At 59.8% G+C, this 25,494-nt stretch carries 21 protein-coding genes; 13 read left to right on the top strand and 8 right to left on the bottom strand.

What is annotated here, in order from left to right:
* Positions 1 to 79 precede the first annotated feature (79 nt).
* Together plsY and dprA are read left to right on the top strand one after the other, a co-directional pair.
* Complete coding sequence (plsY, locus tag PY308_RS09705) at positions 80 to 694, top strand: glycerol-3-phosphate 1-O-acyltransferase PlsY (RefSeq protein WP_434064221.1); 615 nt, start codon at positions 80 to 82, stop codon at positions 692 to 694.
* A 4-nt stretch (positions 695 to 698) separates the two neighbouring features.
* Positions 699 to 1,850 (top strand): DNA-processing protein DprA, encoded by a 1,152-nt coding sequence (gene dprA, locus PY308_RS09700; protein ID WP_275790700.1) that lies wholly within the window; start codon positions 699 to 701, stop codon positions 1,848 to 1,850.
* On the opposite strand, the gene PY308_RS09695 is transcribed toward dprA, so the two are convergent.
* Positions 1,779 to 2,036, bottom strand: a complete 258-nt coding sequence (locus tag PY308_RS09695) for a hypothetical protein (protein WP_275790698.1) — start codon at positions 2,034 to 2,036, stop codon at positions 1,779 to 1,781. The genes dprA and PY308_RS09695 overlap by 72 nt on opposite strands.
* A 240-nt stretch (positions 2,037 to 2,276) precedes the next feature.
* Here PY308_RS09695 and topA point away from each other — a divergent pair, with 240 nt between their 5' ends.
* The 6 genes from topA (at position 2,277) to rpmG (ending at position 10,026) form a co-directional block, all read left to right on the top strand.
* Positions 2,277 to 4,979, top strand: a complete 2,703-nt coding sequence (topA, locus tag PY308_RS09690; RefSeq protein WP_275790696.1) for a type I DNA topoisomerase — start codon at positions 2,277 to 2,279, stop codon at positions 4,977 to 4,979.
* A 2-nt stretch (positions 4,980 to 4,981) separates the two neighbouring features.
* The gene (gene rnr / locus PY308_RS09685) at positions 4,982 to 7,357 is read left to right on the top strand and encodes a ribonuclease R (RefSeq protein WP_275790694.1); all 2,376 of its coding nucleotides are present in this window, start codon (positions 4,982 to 4,984) and stop codon (positions 7,355 to 7,357) included.
* Positions 7,358 to 7,401: 44 nt separating this feature from the next.
* Positions 7,402 to 7,860, top strand: a complete 459-nt coding sequence (locus tag PY308_RS09680) for a DUF983 domain-containing protein (RefSeq protein ID WP_275790692.1) — start codon at positions 7,402 to 7,404, stop codon at positions 7,858 to 7,860.
* Positions 7,861 to 7,892: 32 nt separating this feature from the next.
* Positions 7,893 to 8,570 (top strand): NUDIX hydrolase, encoded by a 678-nt coding sequence (locus PY308_RS09675; RefSeq protein ID WP_275790690.1) that lies wholly within the window; start codon positions 7,893 to 7,895, stop codon positions 8,568 to 8,570.
* A gap of 13 nt (positions 8,571 to 8,583) precedes the next feature.
* Positions 8,584 to 9,768, top strand: a complete 1,185-nt coding sequence (locus PY308_RS09670; RefSeq protein ID WP_275790689.1) for an MFS transporter — start codon at positions 8,584 to 8,586, stop codon at positions 9,766 to 9,768.
* Positions 9,769 to 9,858: 90 nt separating this feature from the next.
* Positions 9,859 to 10,026, top strand: a complete 168-nt coding sequence (gene rpmG, locus PY308_RS09665) for a 50S ribosomal protein L33 (protein WP_056331777.1) — start codon at positions 9,859 to 9,861, stop codon at positions 10,024 to 10,026.
* Between the two features lie 588 nt (positions 10,027 to 10,614).
* Here the strand turns inward: rpmG and PY308_RS09660 are convergent.
* Positions 10,615 to 11,982, bottom strand: coding sequence for a PleD family two-component system response regulator (locus PY308_RS09660; protein ID WP_275790686.1), 1,368 nt, complete (start codon positions 11,980 to 11,982; stop codon positions 10,615 to 10,617).
* 75 nt (positions 11,983 to 12,057) lie between these two features.
* Positions 12,058 to 12,429, bottom strand: a complete 372-nt coding sequence (locus PY308_RS09655) for a response regulator (protein ID WP_003547430.1) — start codon at positions 12,427 to 12,429, stop codon at positions 12,058 to 12,060.
* A 166-nt stretch (positions 12,430 to 12,595) separates the two neighbouring features.
* Here PY308_RS09655 and PY308_RS09650 point away from each other — a divergent pair, with 166 nt between their 5' ends.
* From PY308_RS09650 to PY308_RS09635, 4 genes are all read left to right on the top strand, one after another.
* A complete protein-coding gene (locus PY308_RS09650; protein ID WP_275790647.1) occupies positions 12,596 to 12,865 on the top strand; it encodes a DUF3572 domain-containing protein in 270 nt (89 codons plus the stop codon).
* A gap of 2 nt (positions 12,866 to 12,867) precedes the next feature.
* The gene (locus PY308_RS09645; RefSeq protein ID WP_275790645.1) at positions 12,868 to 13,509 is read left to right on the top strand and encodes a hypothetical protein; all 642 of its coding nucleotides are present in this window, start codon (positions 12,868 to 12,870) and stop codon (positions 13,507 to 13,509) included.
* 142 nt (positions 13,510 to 13,651) lie between these two features.
* Complete coding sequence (locus tag PY308_RS09640) at positions 13,652 to 14,944, top strand: DNA polymerase IV (protein WP_275790643.1); 1,293 nt, start codon at positions 13,652 to 13,654, stop codon at positions 14,942 to 14,944.
* A gap of 96 nt (positions 14,945 to 15,040) precedes the next feature.
* Positions 15,041 to 16,264: a L,D-transpeptidase family protein gene (locus tag PY308_RS09635; RefSeq protein ID WP_275791073.1), complete on the top strand. Its 1,224-nt coding sequence runs from the start codon at positions 15,041 to 15,043 to the stop codon at positions 16,262 to 16,264.
* Positions 16,265 to 16,281: 17 nt separating this feature from the next.
* Here PY308_RS09635 and dnaE read toward each other — a convergent pair whose 3' ends face one another.
* Entirely contained in the window at positions 16,282 to 19,788 is a 3,507-nt protein-coding gene (gene dnaE / locus PY308_RS09630) for a DNA polymerase III subunit alpha (protein WP_275790640.1), read from the bottom strand.
* A 328-nt stretch (positions 19,789 to 20,116) separates the two neighbouring features.
* Positions 20,117 to 21,063, bottom strand: a protein-coding gene (locus PY308_RS09625) for an IS630 family transposase (RefSeq protein WP_275788518.1) whose coding sequence is annotated in 2 segments (ribosomal slippage) — positions 20,117 to 20,715 and positions 20,715 to 21,063 — 948 coding nt in all. Because the reading frame shifts where the segments join, the coding sequence is not laid out codon by codon here.
* 175 nt (positions 21,064 to 21,238) lie between these two features.
* Between PY308_RS09625 and PY308_RS09620 the strand changes: the two genes are divergently transcribed.
* Positions 21,239 to 21,817, top strand: coding sequence for a hypothetical protein (locus PY308_RS09620; protein ID WP_275790638.1), 579 nt, complete (start codon positions 21,239 to 21,241; stop codon positions 21,815 to 21,817).
* Positions 21,818 to 21,829: 12 nt separating this feature from the next.
* On the opposite strand, the gene PY308_RS09615 is transcribed toward PY308_RS09620, so the two are convergent.
* From PY308_RS09615 to proS, 3 genes are read right to left on the bottom strand one after another with little or no spacing between them, the layout of a single operon-like run.
* Entirely contained in the window at positions 21,830 to 22,513 is a 684-nt protein-coding gene (locus PY308_RS09615; protein WP_275790636.1) for an ABC transporter ATP-binding protein, read from the bottom strand.
* Positions 22,514 to 22,529: 16 nt separating this feature from the next.
* The gene (locus PY308_RS09610) at positions 22,530 to 23,837 is read right to left on the bottom strand and encodes a lipoprotein-releasing ABC transporter permease subunit (protein ID WP_275790634.1); all 1,308 of its coding nucleotides are present in this window, start codon (positions 23,835 to 23,837) and stop codon (positions 22,530 to 22,532) included.
* A 10-nt stretch (positions 23,838 to 23,847) separates the two neighbouring features.
* Entirely contained in the window at positions 23,848 to 25,176 is a 1,329-nt protein-coding gene (gene proS / locus PY308_RS09605; RefSeq protein WP_275790631.1) for a proline--tRNA ligase, read from the bottom strand.
* Positions 25,177 to 25,494: the final 318 nt, after the last annotated feature.

Genomic DNA, 25,494 nt, shown 5'->3' with positions numbered 1-25,494 from the left:
GCTAACCTCTCCCCGCCTGCGGGAAGAGGGTCAAGATAAGGACAAGCGTCCGGCGGGACGGATTGAGGGGGAGACAAAAGTGCCCGACATATTTTCCTGGTCGCTCGGACCGGCACCGGCGGCCATAAGCATCATCTTCGGCTATCTGCTCGGCTCCATCCCCTTCGGCCTGATCCTCACCCGCATGGCCGGGCTTGGCGATGTCCGCAAGATCGGATCCGGCAATATCGGCGCCACCAACGTGCTGCGCACCGGAAACAAGAAACTCGCCGCAGCCACCCTGCTGCTCGACGCGTTGAAGGGAGCGGCCGCCGCGGCAATTGCCTCACGCTGGGGGATAGAGGCGGGAATCGCTGCCGGTTTTGCAGCTTTCCTCGGCCATCTCTATCCCGTCTGGCTGGGTTTCAAAGGCGGCAAGGGCATTGCGACCTATATCGGCGTACTGCTCGGGCTCGCGCCCGCCATGGTTCTGCTGTTTGCCGCAATCTGGCTCGGCATGGCCAAGCTCACCAAGTATTCATCCCTTTCGGCGCTGGTTGCAACGCTTGTCGTTCCAGTTGTACTCTTGGCCACGGGATATGGAAAAATCGGCGTGCTGTTCGTGGTGATGAGTATTATTACATGGATCAAGCACAGGGCCAATATTCAACGCTTGCTGAGCGGGACTGAAGGCCGGATCGGGGAAAAAGGATAAGGCAATGTCGAACGGCGGCGCAGGACGGAACGGGATTGCGCTGACGGAAAGACAAAGGATCGCGTGGCTCCGGCTGATCCGCAGCGACAATGTGGGTCCCGTCACCTTCCGCGATCTCATCAACCATTTCGGTTCGGCAGAAACCGCTTTGGAAATGCTGCCGGAATTGTCTCGCCGCGGTGGTTCCACCCGGGCGATCCGCGTCGCATCTCTTGCAGAAGCGGAAAAGGAACTTGCCGCCGCCCACCGCTTCGGCGCCCGGTTTCTCGGCATTGGCGAACCGGACTATCCCCCTGCCCTGCGCCAGATCGACGGCGCCCCGCCGCTGCTGGCCGTCAAGGGCAAGCTTTCCGTCGCGACACTTCCGTCGCTGGGCGTCGTCGGCTCGCGCAATGCGTCGATCAGCGGCGCAAAATTCGCCGCCATGATTTCTCGCGATGTCGGACGCGCCGGCTATTCCATTATTTCCGGCCTTGCCCGTGGTATCGATACAGCCGCCCATCGCGCCAGCCTCGACACCGGCACGATCGCGGCACTGGCCGGAGGTCTCGACCAGCCCTACCCGCCGGAGAATATCGGCCTTCTGGAGGAGATCACCGACGGCAACGGGCTGGCGATCAGTGAAATGCCCTTCGGATGGGAGCCCCGGGCGCGGGACTTCCCTCGCCGCAACCGGCTGATCGCCGGCGTCAGTCTGGGACTTGCCGTGGTGGAGGCGGCAACACGATCCGGTTCCCTAATCACCGCACGCTACGCCGCCGATTTCGGACGGCTGGTTTTCGCCGTGCCGGGATCGCCGCTCGACCCGCGCTGCCAGGGCACCGATGCCCTTCTGAAGGACGGAGCAATCGTCACAACGGAGGCGCAGGACATATTGCAGGCGCTCGCGCCGATCAGCCGGGTCGATCTGTTCACCCTGACGCAAGCCGAAGAACCCGACCACCGGGAGGTTGGACCCATGGCCGCGCCGCCGAACAAAGACGACCGTGCAACGATCACCGATGCGCTTGGCCCGTCACCGGTGGAGATTGACGACATCATCCGCCATACCGGGTTTTCAGCCTCGGCCGTTTATCTCGTTCTGCTAGAACTGGATCTTGCCGGACGGCTTCATCGCCATCCCGGCGGCCTTGTTTCGCTCAGCATCGGCGAATGACAGCTCGCGCTTTCCCGACAGGATATCGCCTGCCTCAACAAACGCCATTTCCAGAAGGTAGCACAACATATCTGCTCCCTGATGGCTGGCCACGCCGCGCAACTCGCCCAGCATCTGCCGGATATAGGCAATATTTTCCTGTTCTTTAACGTCTTTTCTGCTTGCGCCGGTGGAATTGGGAATCATCGCATCGTCCTGTTTATTTCTGTCGCCGCCTGCGCTGGCGTTGCAATTCGAAGACGATAGCGCATTTATCTATAATTGCAATATAAACGTAATCTCTCTTAGGTTGCATAACGTTGTATCCCTTATTTTTGGCCCGGCACTTGACCGCAGGCGAATCCCTGTCCATGTCGGGGCTTCGATAATTCCCATTGTGCCGCCTCTTCCCGGCTTGGCGCAGGTTTGAACGGTTGCTTTAAGAATATGGCTACGAATGTCGTCGTCGTGGAATCGCCTGCAAAGGCGAAGACCATCAACAAGTATCTCGGTCCAGGCTACAAGGTGCTTGCCTCTTTCGGCCATGTTCGCGACCTGCCGGCCAAGGACGGCTCCGTCCTCCCCGACGACGATTTTGCCATGCTCTGGGAAGTGGACAGCGCCTCGGCCAAGCGCGTCAAGGATATTGGCGACGCTCTGAAATCCGCAGACGGGCTCATTCTAGCAACCGACCCGGATCGCGAGGGCGAAGCGATATCCTGGCATGTGCTGGACCTGCTGAAAAAGAAGAAGCTGATTGGCGACAAGCCGGTCAGCCGCGTTGTTTTCAATGCGATCACCAAAAAGGCCGTGCTTGATGCAATGGCCAATCCGCGCGATATCGACGTGCCGCTCGTGGATGCCTATCTGGCACGCCGCGCGCTGGATTATCTGGTCGGGTTCAACCTGTCGCCGGTGCTGTGGCGCAAGCTGCCGGGCGCCCGTTCCGCCGGCCGGGTTCAATCGGTTGCCTTGCGCCTCGTCTGCGACCGCGAAAGCGAGATCGAGCGCTTTGTCTCCGAGGAATACTGGAATATCTCCGCACTGTTGAAAACGCCGCGCGGCGACGAATTCGAGGCGCGTCTCGTATCGTCGGACGGCAAGCGCCTTTCCCCGCGTTCCGTCTCCAATGGCGAAGATGCCGGCAGGCTGAAATCCCTTCTCGAGGGCGCCACCTATGTTGTCGACAGCATCGAGGCCAAGCCGGTCAAGCGCCACCCGTCGCCGCCCTTCACGACGTCGACTCTGCAGCAGGCGGCCTCTTCCAAGCTGGGTTTCTCGGCATCGCGCACGATGCAGGTGGCCCAGAAGCTCTACGAGGGCGTCGATCTCGGCGGCGAGACGGTGGGTCTGATCACCTATATGCGTACCGACGGTGTCCAGATGGCTGCAGAAGCGATCGACGCCGCGCGCAGCGCCATCGGCGATCAGTTCGGCAGCCGCTACGTTCCCGACAAGGCCAGACTCTATTCGACAAAGGCGAAGAATGCGCAGGAGGCCCATGAGGCTATCCGTCCCACGGACTTCACCCGGACGCCCGAGCAGGTAAAGCGCTTTCTCGACGCGGACCAGCTGCGGCTGTACGATCTTGTCTGGAAGCGCGGCATCGCCAGCCAGATGGCCTCGGCCGAGATCGAGCGCACCACGGCTGAAATCATCGCGGACAACAATGGCCAGAAAGCTGGCCTGCGCGCCGTTGGCTCCGTCATCCGTTTCGACGGCTTCATCGCCGCGTACACCGACGCCAAGGAAGACGGCGAGCAAAGCGACGACGGTGACGACGACGGCCGTCTGCCGGAGATCAATGCGCGCGAGGCTCTGGCCAAACAGAAGGTCAATTCCACTCAGCATTTCACCGAACCGCCGCCGCGTTATTCGGAAGCGACGCTGATCAAGAAAATGGAAGAGCTCGGCATCGGCCGTCCCTCGACCTATGCTGCGACGCTGAAGACGCTCAGCGACCGGGAATATGTCGTCATCGACAAGCGCAAGCTGATTCCCGAGGCGAAGGGCCGTCTGGTCACCGCCTTCCTCGAAAGCTTTTTCACCCGTTATGTCGAATATGATTTCACGGCATCGCTGGAAGAAAAGCTTGACCGGATTTCCGCTGGCGAACTGAACTGGAAGGACGTGCTTCGCGATTTCTGGAAGGACTTTTTCGCCCAGATCGAAGACACCAAGGAACTTCGCGTCACCAATGTGCTCGACGCACTGAATGAAGAACTGGCGCCGCTGGTTTTCCCCAAGCGCGAGGACGGCAGCGATCCGCGCATCTGCCAGGTCTGCGGCACCGGCAAGCTGTCGCTGAAGCTCGGCAAATACGGCGCCTTCGTCGGTTGCTCGAATTATCCGGAGTGCAATTTTACCCGCCAGCTCTCATCGGACAGCAATGGTGGCGACGAAGCATCGGTTTCGAACGAGCCACAGTCGCTCGGCAAGGATCCGCATACCGGCGAGGAGATCACGCTGCGCTCCGGCCGGTTTGGTCCCTATGTCCAGCGCGGCGATGGCAAGGAAGCCAAGCGTTCGAGCCTTCCGAAAGGCTGGACGCCGGCCATCATCGATCACGAAAAGGCCTTGGCGCTTCTCTCCCTGCCGCGCGATATCGGTGCCCATCCGGAAACGGGCAAGATGATCTCGTCCGGTCTTGGCCGCTATGGCCCGTTCATCCTGCATGACGGGAAATATGCCAATGTCGAGAGCATCGAGGATGTGTTTTCCATAGGTCTCAACCGCGCGGTCTCTGTCCTTGCCGACAAGGCGTCGAAGGGTCCCGGCGGTCGCGGTGCGTCCGCCGCGCCGCTGAAGGAAATCGGCGACCATCCTGATGGTGGCGCGATCACCGTCAAGGACGGCAAATACGGTCCCTACGTCAACTGGGGCAAGGTCAATGCGACGCTGCCGAAAGGGAAAGATCCCGCATCGGTGACGCTGGACGAATCGCTGCTTCTGATTGCAGAGCGCATTGCCAAGGGCGGCATCAAACCCGCCAAGGGCAAAGCGACGAAAGCGGCCAAGCCGGCCGCGAAAGCCAAGGGTGCCTCCACTGCCCGATCGGCGAAACCCAAAGCCGCGACGAAGACGACGGCCGCTGCCAAACCGAAGGCGGCCGCCAAGCCCAAAGCGATAGCGAAATCCAAGAAGGCCTGAATGTGAGCAAGCCCCCGCGCGAACGAACCGAACGGCCTGCAAAGCCCTCAATCCGGCTCGGGCGGGGTGCCAAAAAGCCGCTTGCGCCGGCCGACGACCCTGTTATCATTCATGGTGCCGTGCCGCCACGCGATATCCTGATGCGGTTCATCACCGACAATCCGGACAAGGCGTCGAAGCGCGAGATATCCAAGGCATTCGGCCTCAAAGGCGAGACACGCATCGAGCTTAAGGCGCTTCTTCGCGACCTCGAAGAGGAAGGCATGCTGGAGAAAAAGCGCAAGTCGCTGGTTCGTCCCGGCGCGCTGCCTCCTGTGGCGGTGCTTGACATAACCACCCGCGACAAGGACGGCGATCTTATCGGCCGGCCTGCCGAATGGCCCGAGGACGCGGGGGTCGCACCTGCCGTTTCCATCCGGCAATCCACCGTCAGCAAAGCTAAGGGCAAGATGCCTGTCGGCGGTCTGGGGGACAGGGTTCTGGCCAAGATCTTTCCGTCGAAGGATCGCGGAGGACCGGCCTATACCGCACGGATCGTCAAGGTTCTCGACCGCAAGCGCAACAACAATGCAGCCATGGGCGTGTTCCGGGCCTCGCCCGATGGCGGCGGTCGCATCCTGCCGATCGAAAGACGCGGCGAGGAGCTGCAGGTCGATGCCGGCCAGGAAGGTGACGCCAAGGACGGGGATCTGGTCGAAGTCGAAATCGCGCGCCTTGGCCGCTTCGGCCTGCCGCGGGCGCAGGTGAAGTCCGTCATCGGCTCGGTGGCGACCGAGAAGGCGATCTCGATGATCGCAATTCACGCGCATGGCATTCCCTATATCTTCCCGGACAGCGTCGTCAAAGAGGCCGACGCAGCTGGCCCCGCGAGCATGTCGCACCGCGAGGACTGGCGTTCGCTGCCATTGATCACCATCGACCCCGCCGATGCCAAGGACCACGACGACGCAGTGCATGCCGAGCCGGATCCATCTCCCGACAATCCGGGCGGTGTGGTGGTGACGGTGGCGATCGCAGATGTCTCCTGGTATGTCCGGCCGAAATCCGCACTCGATCACGAGGCTTTGAAGCGCGGAAACTCGGTCTATTTCCCGGACCGCGTCGTGCCTATGCTGCCGGAGCGGATTTCAAACGAGCTTTGCTCTTTGAAACAGGGGGTCGATCGTCCGGCGCTCGCCGTGCGCATGCGGTTTTCAAAGGAAGGCCGCAAGGCCGGCCATACCTTCCATCGCATCATGATGAAAAGTGCAGCCAAGCTCTCCTACAGCCAAGCCCAGGCGGCAATCGACGGCAATCCGGACGATCGGACAGGCCCCTTGCTTGAGCCCATCCTGAAGCCGCTATGGGACGCTTACCGTATCCTCACCACGGGCCGCGAGCGGCGCCAACCGCTCGAACTCAACATGCCCGAGCGCAAGATCATCCTGAAATCCGACGGGACGGTGGATCGCGTCCTGGTGCCGGACCGCCTCGATGCGCATAAGCTGATCGAGGAGATGATGATCCAGGCCAATGTCGCGGCGGCCGAAACACTCGAGATCAAGCGTCAGCCGCTTGTCTACCGCATTCACGACGCGCCCTCACTCGCCAAACAGGAAAGCCTGCGCACATTCCTGGCGACACTCGACCTTTCGCTGGTCAAGGGCGGCAATCTCCGGTCCAATCACTTCAACGGCATCCTGTCGAAGGCGGAGGGGCAGCCCTACGAAACCATGGTCAACGAAATGGTGCTGCGCTCCCAGAGCCAAGCCATCTACAGCCCTGAAAATATTGGCCACTTCGGCCTGAACCTCATGAAGTACGCGCATTTCACGTCGCCGATCCGGCGTTACGCCGACCTCATCGTGCATCGCGCCCTTGTGGGAACACTGGGGCTGGGCGATGGCGGCATAACGCCTGCCGAGGAAGCGGCGCTGGCCGACATCGCGGCTGAAATCTCGACCTTCGAACGACGTGCCATGGCGGCCGAGCGGGACACCGTCGATCGCCTGATCGCCCATCATTTGAGCGGCCGCGTCAACGAGGAATTCGATGGACGCATATCTGGCGTGACGAAATCGGGACTATTTGTCACCCTTCCGGCCTATGGCGCAGATGGGTTCGTACCTATATCAACGCTTGGACGCGACTATTTCATTTATGACGAGGCGCATCAGGCTCTGTCCGGCGAAAAAACCGGGCTCGGCTATCGGCTCGGCGATCCCGTGCGTGTCAAACTGGTGGAAGCCGTGCCGCTTGCCGGCGCTCTTCGCTTCGAGATGATCAGCGACGGACGCAAGATGCCGACGGCAACGCGCTCGTTCCACAAATCCGGCCGCCGGGACCGCGGCGGTGCACGGACCATGCCGGGAACGAGACCGCCCCGCGGCAAACGATAAGGGATGCGAGGTCAAAGCCGCATCCACAACTTGAGGATATGGACATGCCTGCCGCCGGATCAACGGAAACCGTGCGCTTCGCACAGACGCCGAAGACAGATCGCCCCGTCTGGCGCTCGATCAAACGCGGGCTTCTCAACAGTTGCCCCTCCTGCGGCAGCGGCAAACTGTTCGGCGGCTACCTGAAGACGGTCCATGCCTGTGCCGCCTGCGGCGAACGGCTGGACACGCACAGCGCCGACGACTTCCCGCCCTATATCGTTGTTACGATCATGGGCCATATCGTGCTGGCGGGCTATATGGCCACCGAACTTTTGCTGCCGCTTTCCAGTTGGGGGCACCTGGCGATCTGGGTGCCCGTGACCATCCTCGGCTCGCTTGCCCTCCTGCAACCCGTCAAGGGCGCCGTCGTCGGGTTGCAATGGGCCCTGAGAATGCATGGTTTCGGCGATCGTCCCGACCTTCCTGCCGACAGTCTGCCTGTGGTGGACCGGTCCGCGTGACGATGGGGGGTGCCAAGCATTCCGGCTTGGGCATGGCTTCGGGAAGTGTCAAATCGAAAGCCATCAGGCCACGCGATGCGGCTTCCGTGATGCTGCTCGACAGATCCCGGGGCGCTGTGCGCGTTCTCATGGGCAAGCGCAGCAAGGCTCATGTCTTCATGCCGGATCTCTATGTCTTTCCCGGCGGTCGCAGGGACAGCGCGGACAATCGGGCGCAGTGGGCGGGGAACATACATCCGACAGTTCGCGAAAGTCTGCTTGTGGCTTACCGTCGTCGTGCCCCTGAAAGCCGCTTGCGGGCCCTTCTGCTTGCGGCTTTGCGCGAACTCCACGAAGAAGCCAGTATCGCCGTTGGCGTCCCCAGCGCGGACACGCGCACGCTTCCCTTCCTTCCCGACCTGACAAACCTGCGCTATATAGCGCGAGCCATTACACCTCCGGGCTATCCGCGCCGGTTCGACACGCATTTCTTCGCGCTCTTTGCCGATGAGGTCGGTGTCGATCCCGCGGATATCCGTGACAGCCGGGAACTCGAGGATTTGACATGGATAGACGTCAACGACATATCGGCGGTGCAAATGCCAGATATCACAGCACTTATTTTATCCGAGTTGAGAACGAGCCTTGAATTCGACGCTTCCCTGCCCTTTGGAAGGCCCGTACCTTTCTACCATACACGTCATGGACGTCTGATCCGCGACCTTCTGTAAGGAATTTCATCCGATGTCACAGCCGCCGTCCGGCACGTCTGCGCCGGTTGAGGAGATACACTGGCCATCGCTGATCGCCGCAATCGCCGCGATCAGCGCGGTCGGCATCGCGATCGGCCTTGGCCTGCCCCTGCTCAGCATCATCATGGAAAAGCGCGGTATCTCCTCGACCCTGATCGGCCTGAACTCGGCCATGGCGGGGCTTGCCTCCATGGCCGCGGCAGTGGTGACGGCAAAGATCGCCCATGCCTACGGCGTTGCCAATACCATGCTGATGGCGGTCGGCATGGCTGCTATGAGTGCTCTCGGTTTTTACTACATCGAGAATTTCTGGCTCTGGTTTCCCCTTCGGGTCGTCTTTCACGGCGCAATTACCGTCCTGTTCGTGCTGTCGGAATTCTGGATCAATGCAACGGCACCTCCGAGCCGCCGCGGACTCGTTCTTGGCATCTACGGCACCGTGCTGTCGCTCGGTTTTGCCACCGGTCCCCTGCTCTTCTCGATTCTCGGCAGCGACGGCATCCTTCCCTTCGCTGTCGGTGCCGGTGTCATCCTGCTCGCGGCCATTCCCATCTTTCTGGCGCGCAATGAAAGCCCGGACCTCAACGAGAAGCCCGAACTCCATTTCATGCGCTATGTGTTCCTCGTGCCGACGGCGACGGCTGCGGTCTTCATCTTCGGCGCGGTGGAATCGGGTGGTCTATCGCTGTTTCCGATCTACGGGACGCGCAGCGGCTTCACCGAATCGCAGGCAGCGCTGCTTTTGACGGTCATGGGCATCGGCAATGTGATTTTTCAGATTCCACTGGGCATGCTGTCCGATCGGATCAAGGACCGGAGAAACCTGCTTGCGCTTATGACCGTCGTCGGCCTCGTCGGCGCGCTGTGTCTGCCGTTGCTGCAGGGCAACTGGATGTTGATGGCGGTCGTGCTGCTGTTCTGGGGCGGCAGTGTTTCCGGGCTTTATACCGTAGGCCTCAGCCATCTGGGATCGCGGCTTCATGGAGCGGACCTGGCCGCCGCCAATGCCGCTTTCATCTTCTCCTATGCAGTGGGTACAGTGGCCGGGCCCCAGGTCATCGGCGCAACGATGGACGTTGCCGGCAATGACGGCTTTGCATGGGCGATTGCCGGATTTTTCGGCCTTTACGTGATACTTTCCGTGGTCCGGATTGGTTTCTACCCAAAACGGACTTGACTTTTCGGGCGCGATTTGTAGTTTCGCGCCAAGTTTGCCGGAACCCTTTTTGGTGTTTGCGGCTTCGTTTTTTATAAAGGCAGGACGACCATGGCGAAAGCTGCAAAAATCAAGATCAAGCTTCTGTCGACGGCCGACACGGGTTTCTTCTACGTGACCTCCAAGAACAGCCGCACCAAGACGGACAAAATGTCCATGACCAAATATGATCCGGTCGTACGCAAGCACGTCGAATTCAAGGAAACCAAGATCAAGTAAGATCGGGTTATCCCCTTCAAAAGGCGCCAACTCTCAGGAGTTAGGCGCCTTTTCTTTTGACTGGATTGTCATGAGCAGCCGGCGCCTCGAATCAAAAACGCCGCCCCGAAAGGGACGGCGCTCGAATGGCTGCCGGCTGATCAAAACCGCGGCACGAGGAACCGCATTGGAACCAACCAGCCGGCAAACCCCACGACCCAGGAGATGCGGCGGACCTGACATCATGGGGTAACTGGGCGGAAGTTTATCTTCCTTGACGACAGAATTGTCTAAAAACGGAAAAAAATCAATGAATTCTTAACCACAAGCCGTGACTTATCTTAGGAATGGTTAATTTTAACATCTTCTTGCGAAGACGGGACGCAGACACCGCACGTGCTCAAGCAGAGGTATCGTTATTTTCTCGACAAAAAAACACCTGACAGCAAAGAGCGATCGAGTTCATGACTTTCAGATTACTTGACAATCCATTGATTTTATTTTATATTTATGATTCGCATCTAACCTAGCAGGCCACGGGAAGCGAGTTTCGAGAACTCCTATTCGCTTTTTCGCTTTCCTGTGGACGACTGCCTCGCGTTACGGCACTTACGCCGCGGCGGCGACCACCCGGTTACGGCCATTGTTCTTTGCCTGATACAAAGCCGTATCGGCCCGCTTCACCAAGGCCTCCGGCGAGTCGCCGCCCGTGTTGAGTGTGGCTATGCCAAGGGACGCGGTTATGGACAGAATCTTCTCCCCGTTCTGGAGCGAGAACGGCCTGTCTTCGATGATACGCCGAAGCCGCTCCGCAATGACCACGGCCGCATCGGCCGGCGTGTCCGGCATCACCACGACAAACTCTTCTCCGCCGAACCGGCAGGCCAGATCCGCACCGCGCACGGTGGACCGAACGCGCTGGGCGAACTGCCGCAGGATCTCATCGCCGGCATCATGTCCGTACGTGTCGTTGACGCTCTTGAACCGGTCGATATCCGTCATGCAGATCGACAAAGGCCTGCCGCGGGCGGCAGCACGGTCGATCAGGATTCTCAGATGATTGTCGAGATAGCGGCGATTATGCAGACCCGTCAGGCCATCGGTGACGGCGAGTTCGATCGTGTGTTTGACACTGGCGCGCAGACGGTCGTTGCAATGCTTCCTGCGGATCTGCGTCAGGCTGCGGGCTACCAGTTCGTTCGGATCGACCGGCCGCATCAGATAGTCCGTGACACCGAGATCGAGCGCGCGCACGATCATGTCGTCGTCGCCCTGCTCGGCAATCAGAAGCACGGGTATAAAGCGCGTGCGCTCCAGCGAACGAAGCTGCGAGCAGAGCCTCAAGGGGTCATAATCTTCGAAATTTGAATTGACGATAACCAGGTCGAAACTATTTTCCGCCGCCTCGAACAAAGCCCCCTGGGGATCCGACATTGCGGTGACGGCCCCTACAGGCTTCAAAGCCCGCGCAATGCGCTCCTGAGAGCTGCCACGGCCGTCTACCAGGAGGATGTTGCCGAATTCGTCCGGGCGATCGCTCGAGGAGAGATCTTGCAGCCCGACGCTGTGTGCCGTTTCCGCACGAAGACGCAGTTCGTCGCTGACATTCTTCAGCCGTACCAGGCTTTTGACACGCGACATCAGTTGCAGATCGTTGACCGGCTTGGTGAGAAAGTCGTCGGCACCGGCCTTCAGGCCGCGGACGCGGTCGGAAGGCTGATCGAGAGCGGTTACCATGACGACCGGAATATGCGCCGTGCGGGGATTAGCCTTCAGACGCTCGCAAACTTCAAACCCGTCTATCCCCGGCATCATGATATCGAGCAGAATGAGATCCAGCGGCTGCCGCTCGCAAATCGCCAGCGCCTCGTAACCATCGGCAGCGGTGAGGACATCGAAATACTCGGCCACGAGCCGTGCTTCCAGAAGTTTGACATTTGCCGGTATATCATCGACGACAAGAATACGTGCTGTCATGCAATTTTTCCCGTCAATATGCGCCCGCTATTATGCCGGGCATCCATTGCGCCCAGTGCGGCGCCGTATGATAGTTTACGCATCGCCCAAATATGTTTTGATCGTCTCGATGAATTTCGGCACCGAAATCGGCTTTGAGACATAGGCCTCGCAGCCCCCTTGCCTGATTCGCTCCTCGTCCCCCTTCATGGCGAAAGCCGTGACGGCGATGACCGGGATGACGTGCAATTCGTCGTCCTCCTTCAGCCATTTTGTCACCTCGAGCCCCGACACTTCAGGAAGTTGGATGTCCATGAGAATCAGATCCGGCCGATGTTTGCGCGCCAGATCAAGAGCTTCCATTCCGTTGCGGGTTTGGATGGTCGTATAACCGGATGCCTCGATCAGGTCGCGAAAGAGCTTCATATTCAGCTCGTTGTCTTCAACAATCATCACCTGCTTGGGCATTTCGGTCCCTTGTTCTGAAGCTCCGGCTTGCAAGCCCTATGCGCGCCTATAAGGTACACACCAGTGTCCTGCCCAGTTCCCGGAAACTGCACGGTAAAGCTATTTGGTTGAAAAACAGGTAATATTTCCCGGAGAAATCACCTGAAGCTAACGAGGACGCATTATTTTGACACCGGCAGAAGAAACCGCAATCGTCGCTCTTGCCTGGCTGGCAAATGAACCAGAACTGCTCGGTCGTTTCCTCGCTCTCACCGGCACCGATCCGTCGAACCTGCGTCATGCCGCGGCCGATCCAGGCTTCCTGGCAGGCGTCATCGATTTCCTGATGGGCCACGAACCGACGCTGCTCGCCTTTTCTGCCGCCAGCGGCATCAGCCCGGACATGGTGGTGCGTGCCCATACCGCGCTGTCCGGTCCGGAAGCCGGGGATTTCTGACTTTGTCCGAAATAGTGTCGTTGGACCATGTGCACCTGTCCGAGCGGCCTCTTGTCGTCTGCGATATTGACGAGGTGGTGCTGGAGTTCCTGACCCCGTTCCGCAATTTCCTGCTTGCCTCGGGTCGCGAACTGCTGCCTCGCTCGTTCCGGCTGCATGGCAACATCATCGATCTTGCCAGCGGCATCGAGATAGCCGACACTCTGGTGACGGAACTGCTCGATGCGTTCTATGCCCAGCAGGACGAATGGCAGACGCCGGCGGATCAGGTCGTAGAGACATTGGCGGCCCTCTCCGCGGATGCCGATATCGTCTTTCTCACAAAAATGGCTCCACGGCACAGCGCCGTCCGCAGGTCGCTGCTCGACCGTCACGGGCTCTGCTACCCTTTGCTGGCGAGCACAGACCACAAGGGGCCGATCATTCGATGTCTGCATGACGGGCGATGCCACCGGCTTGTCTTCATCGACGACATTCTTCGCAATCTGCATTCGGCACGCGACCATGCTCCCGGATGTCTGCTGATCAATATGATGGCGAATGCCGATTTCCGGGCGCTCGCCCCCGAACCCGGCAAAGGCATTATAAAGGCCGCCAGCTGGCCGGAAGCGGCTGCCATCATCAGACGCCACCTCGCCACATAGATTTCCAGGAGAAAGACGCCGGCTGTTTGGCGATTTTGCTGGATGGTCCCTGCGCAGAATCGTCATCTGATTGCCTGCCCCGTCTCTTGAGAGTCGGGAGCTTAGAGCGTATCGTGGAAACGTTCAATGTTTGTTCCGGGCAATGGCAGATAAGTTACAAGTTCCCGGCTTTTGCCGCGATTGCATGACGGAAGAGCCTGGAGGCTTGCGTCGCTGTCGCGCCTGCGGCAGCCCACGTCTGGTCTATCATGCGGAACTCTATACGCTCACGCTCGCCCATATCGACTGCGACGCCTTTTACGCCTCCGTCGAGAAACGGGACAATCCGGAACTGGCCGACAAACCGGTGATCATCGGCGGCGGAAAACGCGGTGTCGTCTCCACGGCCTGCTACATTGCGCGTATTCACGGCGTGCGCTCGGCCATGCCGATGTTCAAGGCGCTGGAAGCCTGCCCGCAGGCCGTCGTCATCAAGCCGGACATGGAGAAATATGTCCGGGTCGGCCGTGAAGTTCGGATGCTGATGCAGGATCTGACGCCGCTGGTCCAGCCGCTGTCGATCGACGAAGCCTTTCTGGAGCTTGATGGAACGGAACGGCTGCATCACGACCCGCCTGCCCGCACGCTTGCGAAACTTGCCAGGCGCATTGAACAGGAGATCGGCATTACCGTATCGGTCGGTCTGTCCTACTGCAAATTCTTGGCAAAAGTCGCATCCGATCTGCAAAAACCCCGCGGCTTTTCCGTCATCGGCGCGGCCGATGCCCTGGGTTTTCTCAAGGACAAGCCGGTAACGCTGATCTGGGGTGTCGGAAAGGCGTTTGCCTCGACGCTCGAGCGCGACGGCATCAGGACCATCGGCCAATTGCAGCGGATGGATGAAACCGATCTGATGAAGCGCTACGGCACGATGGGGCAGCGGCTCTACCGGCTGTCGCGCGGACAGGACGAGCGCGCCGTCGAAATCAACGGCGAGGCAAAGAGCGTTTCTTCCGAGACGACCTTCAATGACGATCTCTGCGACTACGGCGACCTCGTGTCGCATCTGCGGCGGCTCAGCGAAAAGGTGGCACACCGGCTGCGCAAGTCGGAAACCGCCGGCCAGACCGTCGTGCTCAAGCTGAAGACCGCCGACTTCAAGATCAGAACCCGCAACCGTCGGCTGGATAGCCCGACGCAGCTTGCCGACAGGATTTTCCGAACCGGCATGCAACTGCTCGACCGCGAAACCGATGGTACCAAATTCCGTTTGATCGGCATTGGCGTTTCCGATCTTTCAGAGCCCGGTCTTGCCGACCCGCCCGACCTTGTCGATGCACAGGCAAGCCGTCGGGCAGCCGCCGAGGCTGCGATGAACGCTTTGCGCGACAAATTCGGCAAGGACACGGTCGAGACGGGCTACACCTTTGGCAAGGGGCGCCGCACGAAATCGTGATGGCGCCGCCACTGTTCCGGGTGGAACAGCAAATCTTCCTTAAATCTCTCAGTCTAAACTCATCGTCGTTCTTCTCGTCCGGGTGTGTCCATGGTTCTGCGTTTCGCATTTGGCTTCGGTTTCGCTTTCGTTCTCGGTGCCAGCACCGCTCTTGCCGGCGGCCAGCCACCGCTGCAGATCGTCGTGTCGAAGGATCAGCAAACGCTGGTCGTCTACGATGGCGACACGGTGATCGCGACTTCCAATGTCTCGACGGGAAAGAAGGGGCATGCTACGCCCACCGGGGTCTTCTCCATTCTGGAAAAGCGGCGGCATCACAAATCCAACATCTACTCGAATGCGCCGATGCCCTTCATGCAGCGCCTGACCTGGTCCGGCATTGCCCTGCATGCCTCGGGGCATGTACCTGGCTATCCCGCCTCGCATGGCTGCGTCCGACTGCCGAACAGCTTTGCCAAGCAATTGTTCAAGATGACGGACCGGGGTTTGCATGTGCTCATCTCCGACAGGCAGGTGGCCCCGTCACCGATCGCCAATGCCTTTCTCTTCCAGCCCGTGGCGGCCCAACCGGCGCTGCTCTCGGACGCAATGCTTCGGCCGAGCGTCTCGCAGATCCATCAGGGCAGCATCGAGGTCGCAACCATCGATCCAAATCCGCTGGCCGCTCCCGTGGCCGAGAAGAAGGACGAACCGCCGCTTCGGATGCTGATCACCCATCGCGGCCAGCGCGAACAGATGCTGGACATCCAGGCATTGCTCAATCAGTTGGGCTATGCCGCAGGCGTCCCGGACGGCTATGCCGGGGCTCTGACCTTCGAAGCGATCAAGGCGTTTCAAACTGCCGAAAACATTGCCATCGACGGCCGGGTAACGGACGCTTTGGTGGACGCTCTTTATGCAAAGGCCGGCAAGGGCAAACCGCCGAACGGCCAGCTTCTGGTCCGCCGGAACTTCGAACCCTTGTTTGAAATCCCCGTCACAATCACCCAGCCGGAGATCGCACTCGGCACACACTTTCTCCAGTTCCAGGATATAAATCCCGCGACCGGCAAGGGCGAATGGTTCGCCACAACGATGGATAATCATCTTCCCGGGCCGATGAAGAAGAGGCTTGGCATCACGGTGGAAGAAGATGCGACGGCCTTCAATGTTCTCCAGCGAACCCTGGCACGCATTTCGATTGCCGACGATGCACGCCAACGGATCGGCGAACTGCTCACCGAAGGTTCGTCGCTGACCATCTCCGACATGGGCCTTGGTCAGGAAACCGGCGATGGCACCGACTTCGTGACCATTACCCGCGCAAAATCCAAGAGCTGAAAGGTCTCCGGCCCCGTTCAGACAAGCTCGACATCGATAACGCCGGGTGCCGAACGGAGAGCCGCGGCGATCTCGGGAGAAATCCTGTATTTCTCGTTGAGTTCGACCTCGATCTCGCGCTGTCCGTTGTCCTTGATGACGATGAAAGAAACAAGGCCATCGCCGCGCGTGTTGAGATGCGTCGCGACAGAGCGCAACGGCCCGGAATCACGGACATAGACGCGCAAGGCCTTCTGCATCTGCAAGGAGCGCTCCTCCAGCGACTGTAGGGTTTGGATGCGCAGCCCGATTCCCTCCGGCCGCTCCTCCGCCTGGACCGTCATGACCAGAGACTTGCCGGGCTCCAGCAGGTCGCGATACTGGTTGAGCGCTTCCGAAAACAGCACCGCTTCAAACTGGCCGGTCGAATCTGAAAAGGCAACAATGCCCATCTTGTTGCCGGTACGGGTCTTGCGCTCCTGCTTCGACGTGACGGTGCCGGCAAGGCGGCCGGCGGTCGCCCCCTTCTTCACCGCAGCCGAAAAATCGGCGAAGGTCTGTACGCGGATCTTGGCAAGAAGATCGTTGTAGGTGTCGAGCGGGTGGGCGGAGAGATAGAAGCCCAGCACCTGAAACTCGCGGTGCAGCTTTTCCGATGCCAGCCAGGGGGAATAGGCAGGCAGGCTGATCTTTTCCGGCCCCGTGGCAGCCCCTGCCCCGAACATGTCGCTCTGGCCGCTCACCTTGTTGGCCTGGGCGATCTGCGCAAAGCCCAGAATGCGGTCCAGGCCGCCGGCCAACTCGGCCCGGTCGTAACCGAAACAATCGAAGGCACCGGCGCAGATCAGGCTTTCGAAAACACGGCGGTTGAGCAGCTTCGGATCGATCCGGAGGCAGAAGTCCTCCAGATTGGCGAAGGGCACATCGCCCCGGACCTCGACGATATGATCCACAGCCGCTTCGCCGACGCCCTTGATTGCCGAAAGCGAATAGTAGATGCGCTGGTCGCCGGGCTCGAAACGACGGAACGATGTCTGGACGGACGGCGGGATGACAGCAATGCCCAGGCGCATCGCGTCCTGACGGAAATCATTGATCTTGTCGGTGTTCGACATGTCGAGCGTCATCGACGCGGCGAGGAACTCGACCGGGAAATGGGCCTTGAGATAGGCCGTCTGGTAGGAAACGATGGCGTAGGCTGCAGCATGTGACTTGTTGAAGCCATAATTGGCGAACTTGGCCAGAAGATCGAAGATCATGTCCGACTGCGGTTTGGAAACGCCGTTTGCCACGGCGCCGGTGACGAAACGGGCACGCTGCATGTCCATTTCCGCCTTGATCTTCTTGCCCATGGCGCGGCGCAGAAGATCGGCTTCGCCGAGCGAATAGCCCGACAGGACCTGGGCGATCTGCATCACCTGCTCCTGATAAACAATGACGCCCTGGGTCTCCTTGAGCAGGTAATCGATCTTCGGATGGATCGATTCGATTTCCTCGTCGCCATGTTTGCGGGCGTTGTAAACCGGGATGTTTTCCATCGGCCCCGGACGATACAGCGCCACCAGCGCGATGATGTCCTCGATGCAGTCCGGCCGCATGCCGATCAGGGCCTTGCGCATGCCCGCACTTTCGACTTGGAACACGCCGACGGTATCGCCCTTCGAGAGCATGTCATAGGTCGGCTGATCATCGAGCGGCAGCGCTTCAAGCGCCACGGAAATATTGCGTTTCCTGATGAAATCGACTGCGACCTTCAGCACCGTCAGCGTCTTCAGACCCAGGAAGTCGAACTTGACCAGACCCGCCTGCTCCACCCATTTCATGTTGAACTGGGTGACCGGCATGTCGGAGCGCGGATCTCGGTACATCGGCACAAGCTGCGACAGCGGCCGGTCGCCGATGACGATGCCGGCGGCGTGAGTCGAGGCATGGCGGTAAAGCCCTTCGATCTTCTGGGCGATATCGAGCAGACGGCCGATGACCGGCTCCTTGTCGACCTCTTCCTGGAAGCGCGGCTCCTCCTCGATCGCCTTGGCCAGCGTCGTCGGATTGGCGGGATTGTTGGGTACCATCTTGCAGATCTTGTCGACCTGACCATAGGGCATTTCAAGAACGCGGCCGACGTCGCGAAGTGCCGCGCGCGCCTGCAGCGAGCCGAAGGTGATGATCTGCGCCACCTGTTCGCGCCCGTATTTGCGCTGCACGTAACGGATCACCTCTTCGCGCCGGTCCTGGCAGAAGTCGATGTCGAAGTCGGGCATCGAAACGCGGTCGGGGTTGAGGAAACGTTCGAACAGCAGGGAGAAGCGCAAGGGATCGACATCGGTGATGGTCAGCGCATAGGCAACCAGCGAGCCGGCACCCGACCCGCGACCGGGACCGACAGGAATATCCTGATTCTTGGCCCATTTGATGAAGTCGGCGACAATCAGGAAGTAGCCGGGAAACTTCATCTTCTCGATGACGCTGAGTTCGAAGTCCAGACGCTCGCGATACTCTGCCTCGGTATAGCCCGGCGACATGCCAAGCTTCACCAGCCTTTCGTCCAGTCCCTCGATGGCCTGCCGGCGCAATTCCAGCGCTTCCTCCCGCTCGGCCTCGGCCGGATCGTCCGATCCGCCTGTAAAACGTGGCAGGATCGGCGCCCGTGTTTTCAAAACGAACGAGCAACGCCGGGCGATCTCGATCGTGTTTTCGAGCGCTTCCGGAAGGTCGGCAAACAAGGCCGCCATCTCCCTGCGGCTCTTCATGTGATGATCCGGCGTCAGGCGGAAGCGGCTGTCGTCCGAGACCATGGCATTGTGGGCGACGGCCATCAGCGCATCATGGGCATCGAATTCGGCCGGTGACGGAAAGAACGGTTCGTTCGTCGCCACCAGCGGCAGCTCAAGCTTGTAGGCGAGATCGATGATCCGTCCCTCATGGCGACGGTCGAACTTTCCATGACGCTGCAGCTCGACATAAAGCCGGTCGCCGAACAGGGATGCGAGCGTCTTCAGACGCGCCTCGGCCAATCCTACATGGCCAGCCTTCAAAGCCATATCGACGGGTCCGCCAACAGCACCCGTGAGCGCGATCAGGCCATCCGTCCCGCCCTCGGTCAGCCATGACAGCGCGATACGGACCGACTGGTTTGCTTCGCCGCCCAGATAGGCGCGGCTGACGATATCGACCAGGCGGACATAGCCAGCATCCGTTGCCGCGATCAGCACGACCGCAGGAAGCTTGGCCAGATGTTGCGCATGGCCGCGCTTCTCACCCTCGGCCTCGTCCTCCATATCGATCGACAATTGGCAGCCGATCAGGGGCTGAAGGCCGTCGTCCATGCATTTCTGCGAAAATTCGAGTGCGGCAAACAGATTGTTGGTATCCGCAATTCCGATCGCCGGCTGACTGTCCGCAACTGCCTTGCCAATGATCTTCTTGATCGGCAATGCGCCTTCGAGCAGCGAGAAGGCAGAGTGGACACGGAGATGCACGAATTGCGGCGATCCGCCATCAGCGACCAAATGATCCTGCCGCTTGCCGTTTCCCAGATCCGCCATTCCACACCCCGATTCCAGCCGGGCTCCAGAATAACCGGTTTTCTCGTCTGAGTGTCATCTCATCCGGCCAAAACCGAAATTTCTGACGGTAAACGGCGGCTTGTCCACAGCCACCGTCGTGAACAAGCCGAAGGCATTACATTCCCATCACAATGATGGAGAAACTGGCGACGAACATGGCGATCGAGGCAAACGCGGCGAGGTCACGAATAAAATCGGTCATTGCATGTCTCCTGTTCCGTAATGTTCTTTTTATGTTCTATATTTGTTCCATCGTCAAGCAATTTTATGTGATATTCAGAGGCCGTCTCGCTAGAGCGGAATCCGATCATGTTGCATCGTATCCAGCGGCGGCGAAATAGTTCTGGCATTCGTTTGGGGTGAAAAGGTTGAGCAATTGGCCGATGGTTGTCCAGAGGCCGCCGATGGATCGCTTGGCTGCCTTGCGTAGCAGAGCCTTGAGTTTTGAGAACGCGTTTTCGATGGGATTGAAATCCGGACTGTATGGCGGGAGGTATTCGAGCCTCGCGCCGACGCTCTCGATCATTTCCCGCACCCTTGGCCCCTTGTGGCTGGACAGGTTGTCCATGACGATGATGTCACCGGGCCGAAGCTCGGGCAGCAATACCTTCTCGACATATGTTTCGAAAATGATGCGGTTAACCGGTCTGTCGATGACGAAAGGCGCAATGAAGCCGCGTAACGTCAGCGCTCCGATGAAGGTTGTGGTTTTCCAATGACCATGAGGAACGCTGATGCGCAGGCGCTCGCCTCTTGCACATCGGCCATGGCGTCGCGCCATGTTTGTCGAAGCCCAGGTCTCTCCGATGAAGACGAGGCGCGCGGGGTCGAGGTCGATCTGGCCATCGAACCATTCCTGCCGCCGCTTCAGGATGTCGGGACGGTCTTGCTCCGAGGCGTGCGCGCTCTTTTTTTACGCGTGATGGTGTGACGGGCAAAGAAACGCTGGATCGTGCCGAAGCCGAAGAACAGTCCTTGTTCGGCAAGGCTACGCCGCACCTCTTCGATGGTCGCATCCTTGTGCGGCCCCAAGGCTTCGAGGATGGCATTCATATGCGCATCGATGCGGGCGGAGCGCCGATCTCCGCCCAGGGCACGAGGCCGGGCATCGCCTTGGTCACGCTCAAGCTTGCGCCAGCGGCTGATGCTGGCGGCGCTCCCCTCAAAACGTTCAGCCGCCGCCCGATGCGACAGGCCCTGCGAAACCGCAGCAAGAGCACGCACCCGCAAATCCATCGATAAAGCCTTCGACATATCCGCCGCCTCCATCCGGCGGCTCCTTTTGAATCAGACAAATCACGATTTGAATAGCCGGCGCGATTCAGTCAGATCGGGTGCCGCTCTAAAACATCGATGGGTATATCCGGATCTCTGGACGTCAAGCGTTCCGCCGATTAGTTTGGCAGCAATGAAGCCAAAGGGATCGATCATGACGCTGCCGAAGACCGCCGCGACTATCTTATTTTGCCTGACTGCGTTCAGTGTGCAGGCGGAGACACTCGATCCCGGCAGGATCATTTCGGCGGCAACAGGTGACTGGGACAAGGATGGAAGCCCGGACCTTGCAATGCTGGTCGAACCGGCAGCCAGCAACAACGAGGAAGACCATGCGGTCTATATTTTCTTGAAAGGCGAGACAAACCGGCTGCACGTGAAGACAGTCGCTCCGAACAAGATCTGGGGCAATCTGGAAACATTTGGCCAGGAACCGTCCATCGCCGCCTTGCCGAACGGCTCGATCCTGATCACCTCTCACAATGACGCGATCGGCCGGGATCGATGGGAGCAGAAACTCACCATCGCCTACCGCAACTTCGATTTCGTCGTCGCGGGCTATACCTATACGTCCTACGATACACTGGATCCGGACAATAGCTTTGACTGCGATCTGAACGTGTTGACCGGCAAGGGCGAAAGCAACGGCAACCCTGTCGCCACCACCGGCGAGATCGTGCTCCTTACGGACTGGTCGGACGAGCGGGGCCAGTCCGCCTGCGGTCGTCCGTAAATCCGGACGGCTCTAAAGCTCGACCACCTTGCCGTCCTCGATCGTGACCCGCCGGTCCATGCGAGAGGCAAGATCGTAGTTGTGGGTCGCGATCATCGCCGCCAGGCCCGACTGGCGCACCAGAGCCTCCAGCGCTTCGAAGACATAGCCCGCCGTTTCCGGATCGAGATTGCCCGTCGGTTCGTCGGCCAGCAGCACCAGAGGCGCGTTGGCCACGGCACGCGCGATTGCGACGCGCTGCTGCTCGCCGCCCGAGAGCTCCGAAGGCCGATGCTCGGCGCGGTGACCGATGCGCATATAGTCCAGCAGGGCGGCAGCGCGCTCTCGGGCCTCGGCCTTGTTGAGGCCGGCGATCAGCTGCGGCATCATGATGTTTTCGATTGCCGTGAATTCCGGCAACAGATGATGAAACTGGTAGACGAAGCCGATATCGTTGCGGCGTATGGCCGTGCGCTGCTCGTCGCCGAGCGCACCACAGGATTGACCGTTGATCAGGACCTCGCCGGCGTCCGGGCGCTCCAGCAGCCCGGCGAGGTGCAGAAGCGTCGACTTGCCCGTGCCGGATGGCGCGACAAGCGCCACAGTCTGGCCGCCATGAAGCGAGAAATCAGCGCCCTTCAGGATCGAAAGCCTCTCTTCACCCTGAGAATAATGGCGCTCGACGCCGGTAAGCTGCAGTGCCACGCGCGCAGTCATTTTCTTTTTACCCTTGTTATTCGTAGCGCAGAGCTTGAACCGGATCGAGGCGCGAGGCGCGCCAGGCCGGAAAGATCGTGGCAAGGAAGGACAGCCCGACGGCCATGAGGACGACCGAAATCGTCTCCCCCGGATTCATGTCGGCCGGAAGCTGGCTGAGGAAATAAAGCTCCGGATTGAACAATGTCGTTCCGGAGATCCAGGAAAAGAACTGGCGGATCGATTCGACATTCAGGCAGACCACCACGCCGAGAAGCACGCCGGCGAAAGTTCCGACAATGCCGATGGCGGCCCCCGTCATGAAAAAGATGCGCATAATCGACCCGGAGGACGCGCCCATGGTGCGCAGGATGGCGATGTCGCTGCCCTTGTCCTTGACCAGCATGATCAGCCCCGACACGATATTCAGCGCCGCCACCAGAACGATCAGCGTCAGGATCATGAACATGACATTGCGCTCCACCTGAAGTGCTGAAAAGAATGTCTTGTTGCGGTCGCGCCAGTCGCTGATCAGCACCTGGCGGCCGGCGGCGTCTTCAATGGGCTGGCGGAGATCATCGACGAGGTCGGGATTGGTGACGAAGAGTTCGATCGACTGCACGATCCCTTCGGCATTGAAATAGAGTTGCGCTTCTTCGAGCGGCATGAAGATGATCGACGCATCATATTCCGACATGCCGATCTCGAAGATGGCCGAAACCGTATAGGACTTGACGCGCGGATTGACGCCCATTGGCGTGATGTCGCCCTCTGGCGCGACAAGCGTGATCGTGCCCCCGGCGGTAATGCCGAGCTGCTCGGCCATGCGCGATCCGATGGCAACGCCGGTGCCCGCCGCAAACCCGACGAGATCGCCGGAGACGAGATGGTCCGAGATCGACCTCATCTTTGCAAGATCGTCGGCACGCACGCCCCGCACCAGCGCGCCCGTGCCGGCGCCGCCGGGGCCTGACGCCAGCGTCTGCCCCTCGATCATCGGGATCGCCATGGTCACGCCCGTGACGCCGGAAAATTTCGTCGCAAGCTCAGCGTAGTTGTTGAGCGGCCCATCAAGCGGCTGCACGATCATGTGGCCGTTGATACCGAGGATGCGCGAGATCAGCTCCGTGCGAAATCCGTTCATCACGGCCATTACGATGATCAGCGTCGCAACGCCGAGCATGATGCCGATGAAGGAAAATCCGGCGATCACCGAGATGAAGGCTTCCTTGCGCCGCGAGCGCAGGTACCGCCACGCCACCATGCGCTCGAAGGTCGAAAAGGCCCGGCCGGGCGGCTTGGCCGCTACCGCCGGCTTGTCCTCGTCTAGCGTGGTCGCGCTCATGCCGTGCCCCTTAATTCGAAGCGGTCAGTTTGTTGATCGCCGCCTCGACGGTCAATGTTTCGCGTGCGCCTGTCTTGCGATCCTTGAGCTCGACCTCGCCGCTTGCGACGGAGCGTGGGCCCGCGATGATCTGCACGGGAATGCCGATCAGATCGGCGGTCGCGAACTTCGTGCCGGCGCGATCTTCCTTGTCGTCGTAAAGCGGATCGAGACCCGCCGTGTTCAAAGCGCTGTAGAGTGTTTCGCACGCTGCGTCACAGGCCGCGTCGCCGGACTTCATATTGATGACGACAGCACCAAAGGGCGCGACGGAGGCCGGCCAGATGATGCCGTTCTCGTCATGGGACGCTTCGATGATGGCCGGTACGAGGCGGGTCGGGCCGATGCCGTAGGAGCCCATATGGACCGTGTGTTCCTTGCCATCGGGGCCCTGCACCTTGGCGCCCATGGCCTCGGAATATTTCGTTCCGAAATAGAAGATGTGGCCCACTTCTATGCCCCGGGCAGAGATCTTCGACTGCTCATCGATCGCGCCGAAGGCTGCTTCGTCGTGCATCTCGGATGTCGCGGCATAAACCGAAGTCCACCGGTCGAAAACCGCCTTCATCGCATCGGCATCCCAGAAATCTGTATCTTCAGCCGGGATATCGAAATCGAGGAAGTTTTTGTGGCAGAAGACTTCCGATTCGCCGGTATCGGCGAGAATGATGAACTCATGGCTGAGATCACCGCCGATGGGGCCGGTGTCGGCGCGCATCGGAATGGCGCGCAGGCCAAGCCGCGAGAAGGTCCTGAGATAGGCGGCGAACATCCGGTTGTAGGACTGGACGGCCCCTTCCCGGTCGAGATCGAAGGAATAGGCATCCTTCATCAGGAACTCGCGCGAGCGCATGGTGCCGAAACGCGGCCTGATCTCGTCACGGAATTTCAGCTGGATATGATAGAGATTGAGCGGCAGATCCTTGTAGGACTTGATCGTCGAACGGAACACGTCTGTGATCATTTCCTCATTGGTAGGTCCATAGAGCATTGGCCGGTCCTGCCGGTCCTTGATGCGCAACATTTCCTTGCCGTAAGCGTCATAGCGACCGCTTTCCTGCCATAGCTCGGCCGACTGCAGGGTCGGCATCAGAAGCTCGACGGCACCGGCCCGGTTCTGTTCTTCCCGAATGATGCCGTTCACCTTGTCGAGAACCCGCTTGCCGAGCGGCAGCCAGCTATAAATCCCCGCGGACTGCTGGCGGATCATGCCCGCGCGCAGCATCAGCCGATGGGAAACGATCTCCGCTTCCTTCGGATTTTCTTTTAAGATAGGCATGAAAAAGCGGGACAGGCGCATGGACGGGTTCCGGGACTTGATGCACTTCGCACTATCGATGGATTCGGGCGAAATAAGGTTGAACTTGCAAAGCCCGTCGCGCGTTGAGCGCATCGGGATCGTCAATCTGGACTGCAGGGAACATCGTCGATCCGGCTGGCGGCGGGCAACTTCAGAACCGTGCCCCGCGTTCATAAACGCTTCGCGGAAGGAAGAAAACCCGTCATGTTGCAAGGTAATCCGGCAATGGACGGCAGGATATATGCCGGGATCTAAAGACGGGAAAAAAGCGGACTAATAACCGGAAAGTGATGGTCGATGTCAATCGGAAAATTTTGC

It is taken from the genome of Pararhizobium gei, assembly GCF_029223885.1.
Lineage (GTDB): Bacteria > Pseudomonadota > Alphaproteobacteria > Rhizobiales > Rhizobiaceae > Pararhizobium > Pararhizobium gei.
The sequence above is the reverse complement of the archived record's forward strand: the minus strand, read 5'-3'. Positions and strand labels throughout refer to the sequence as shown.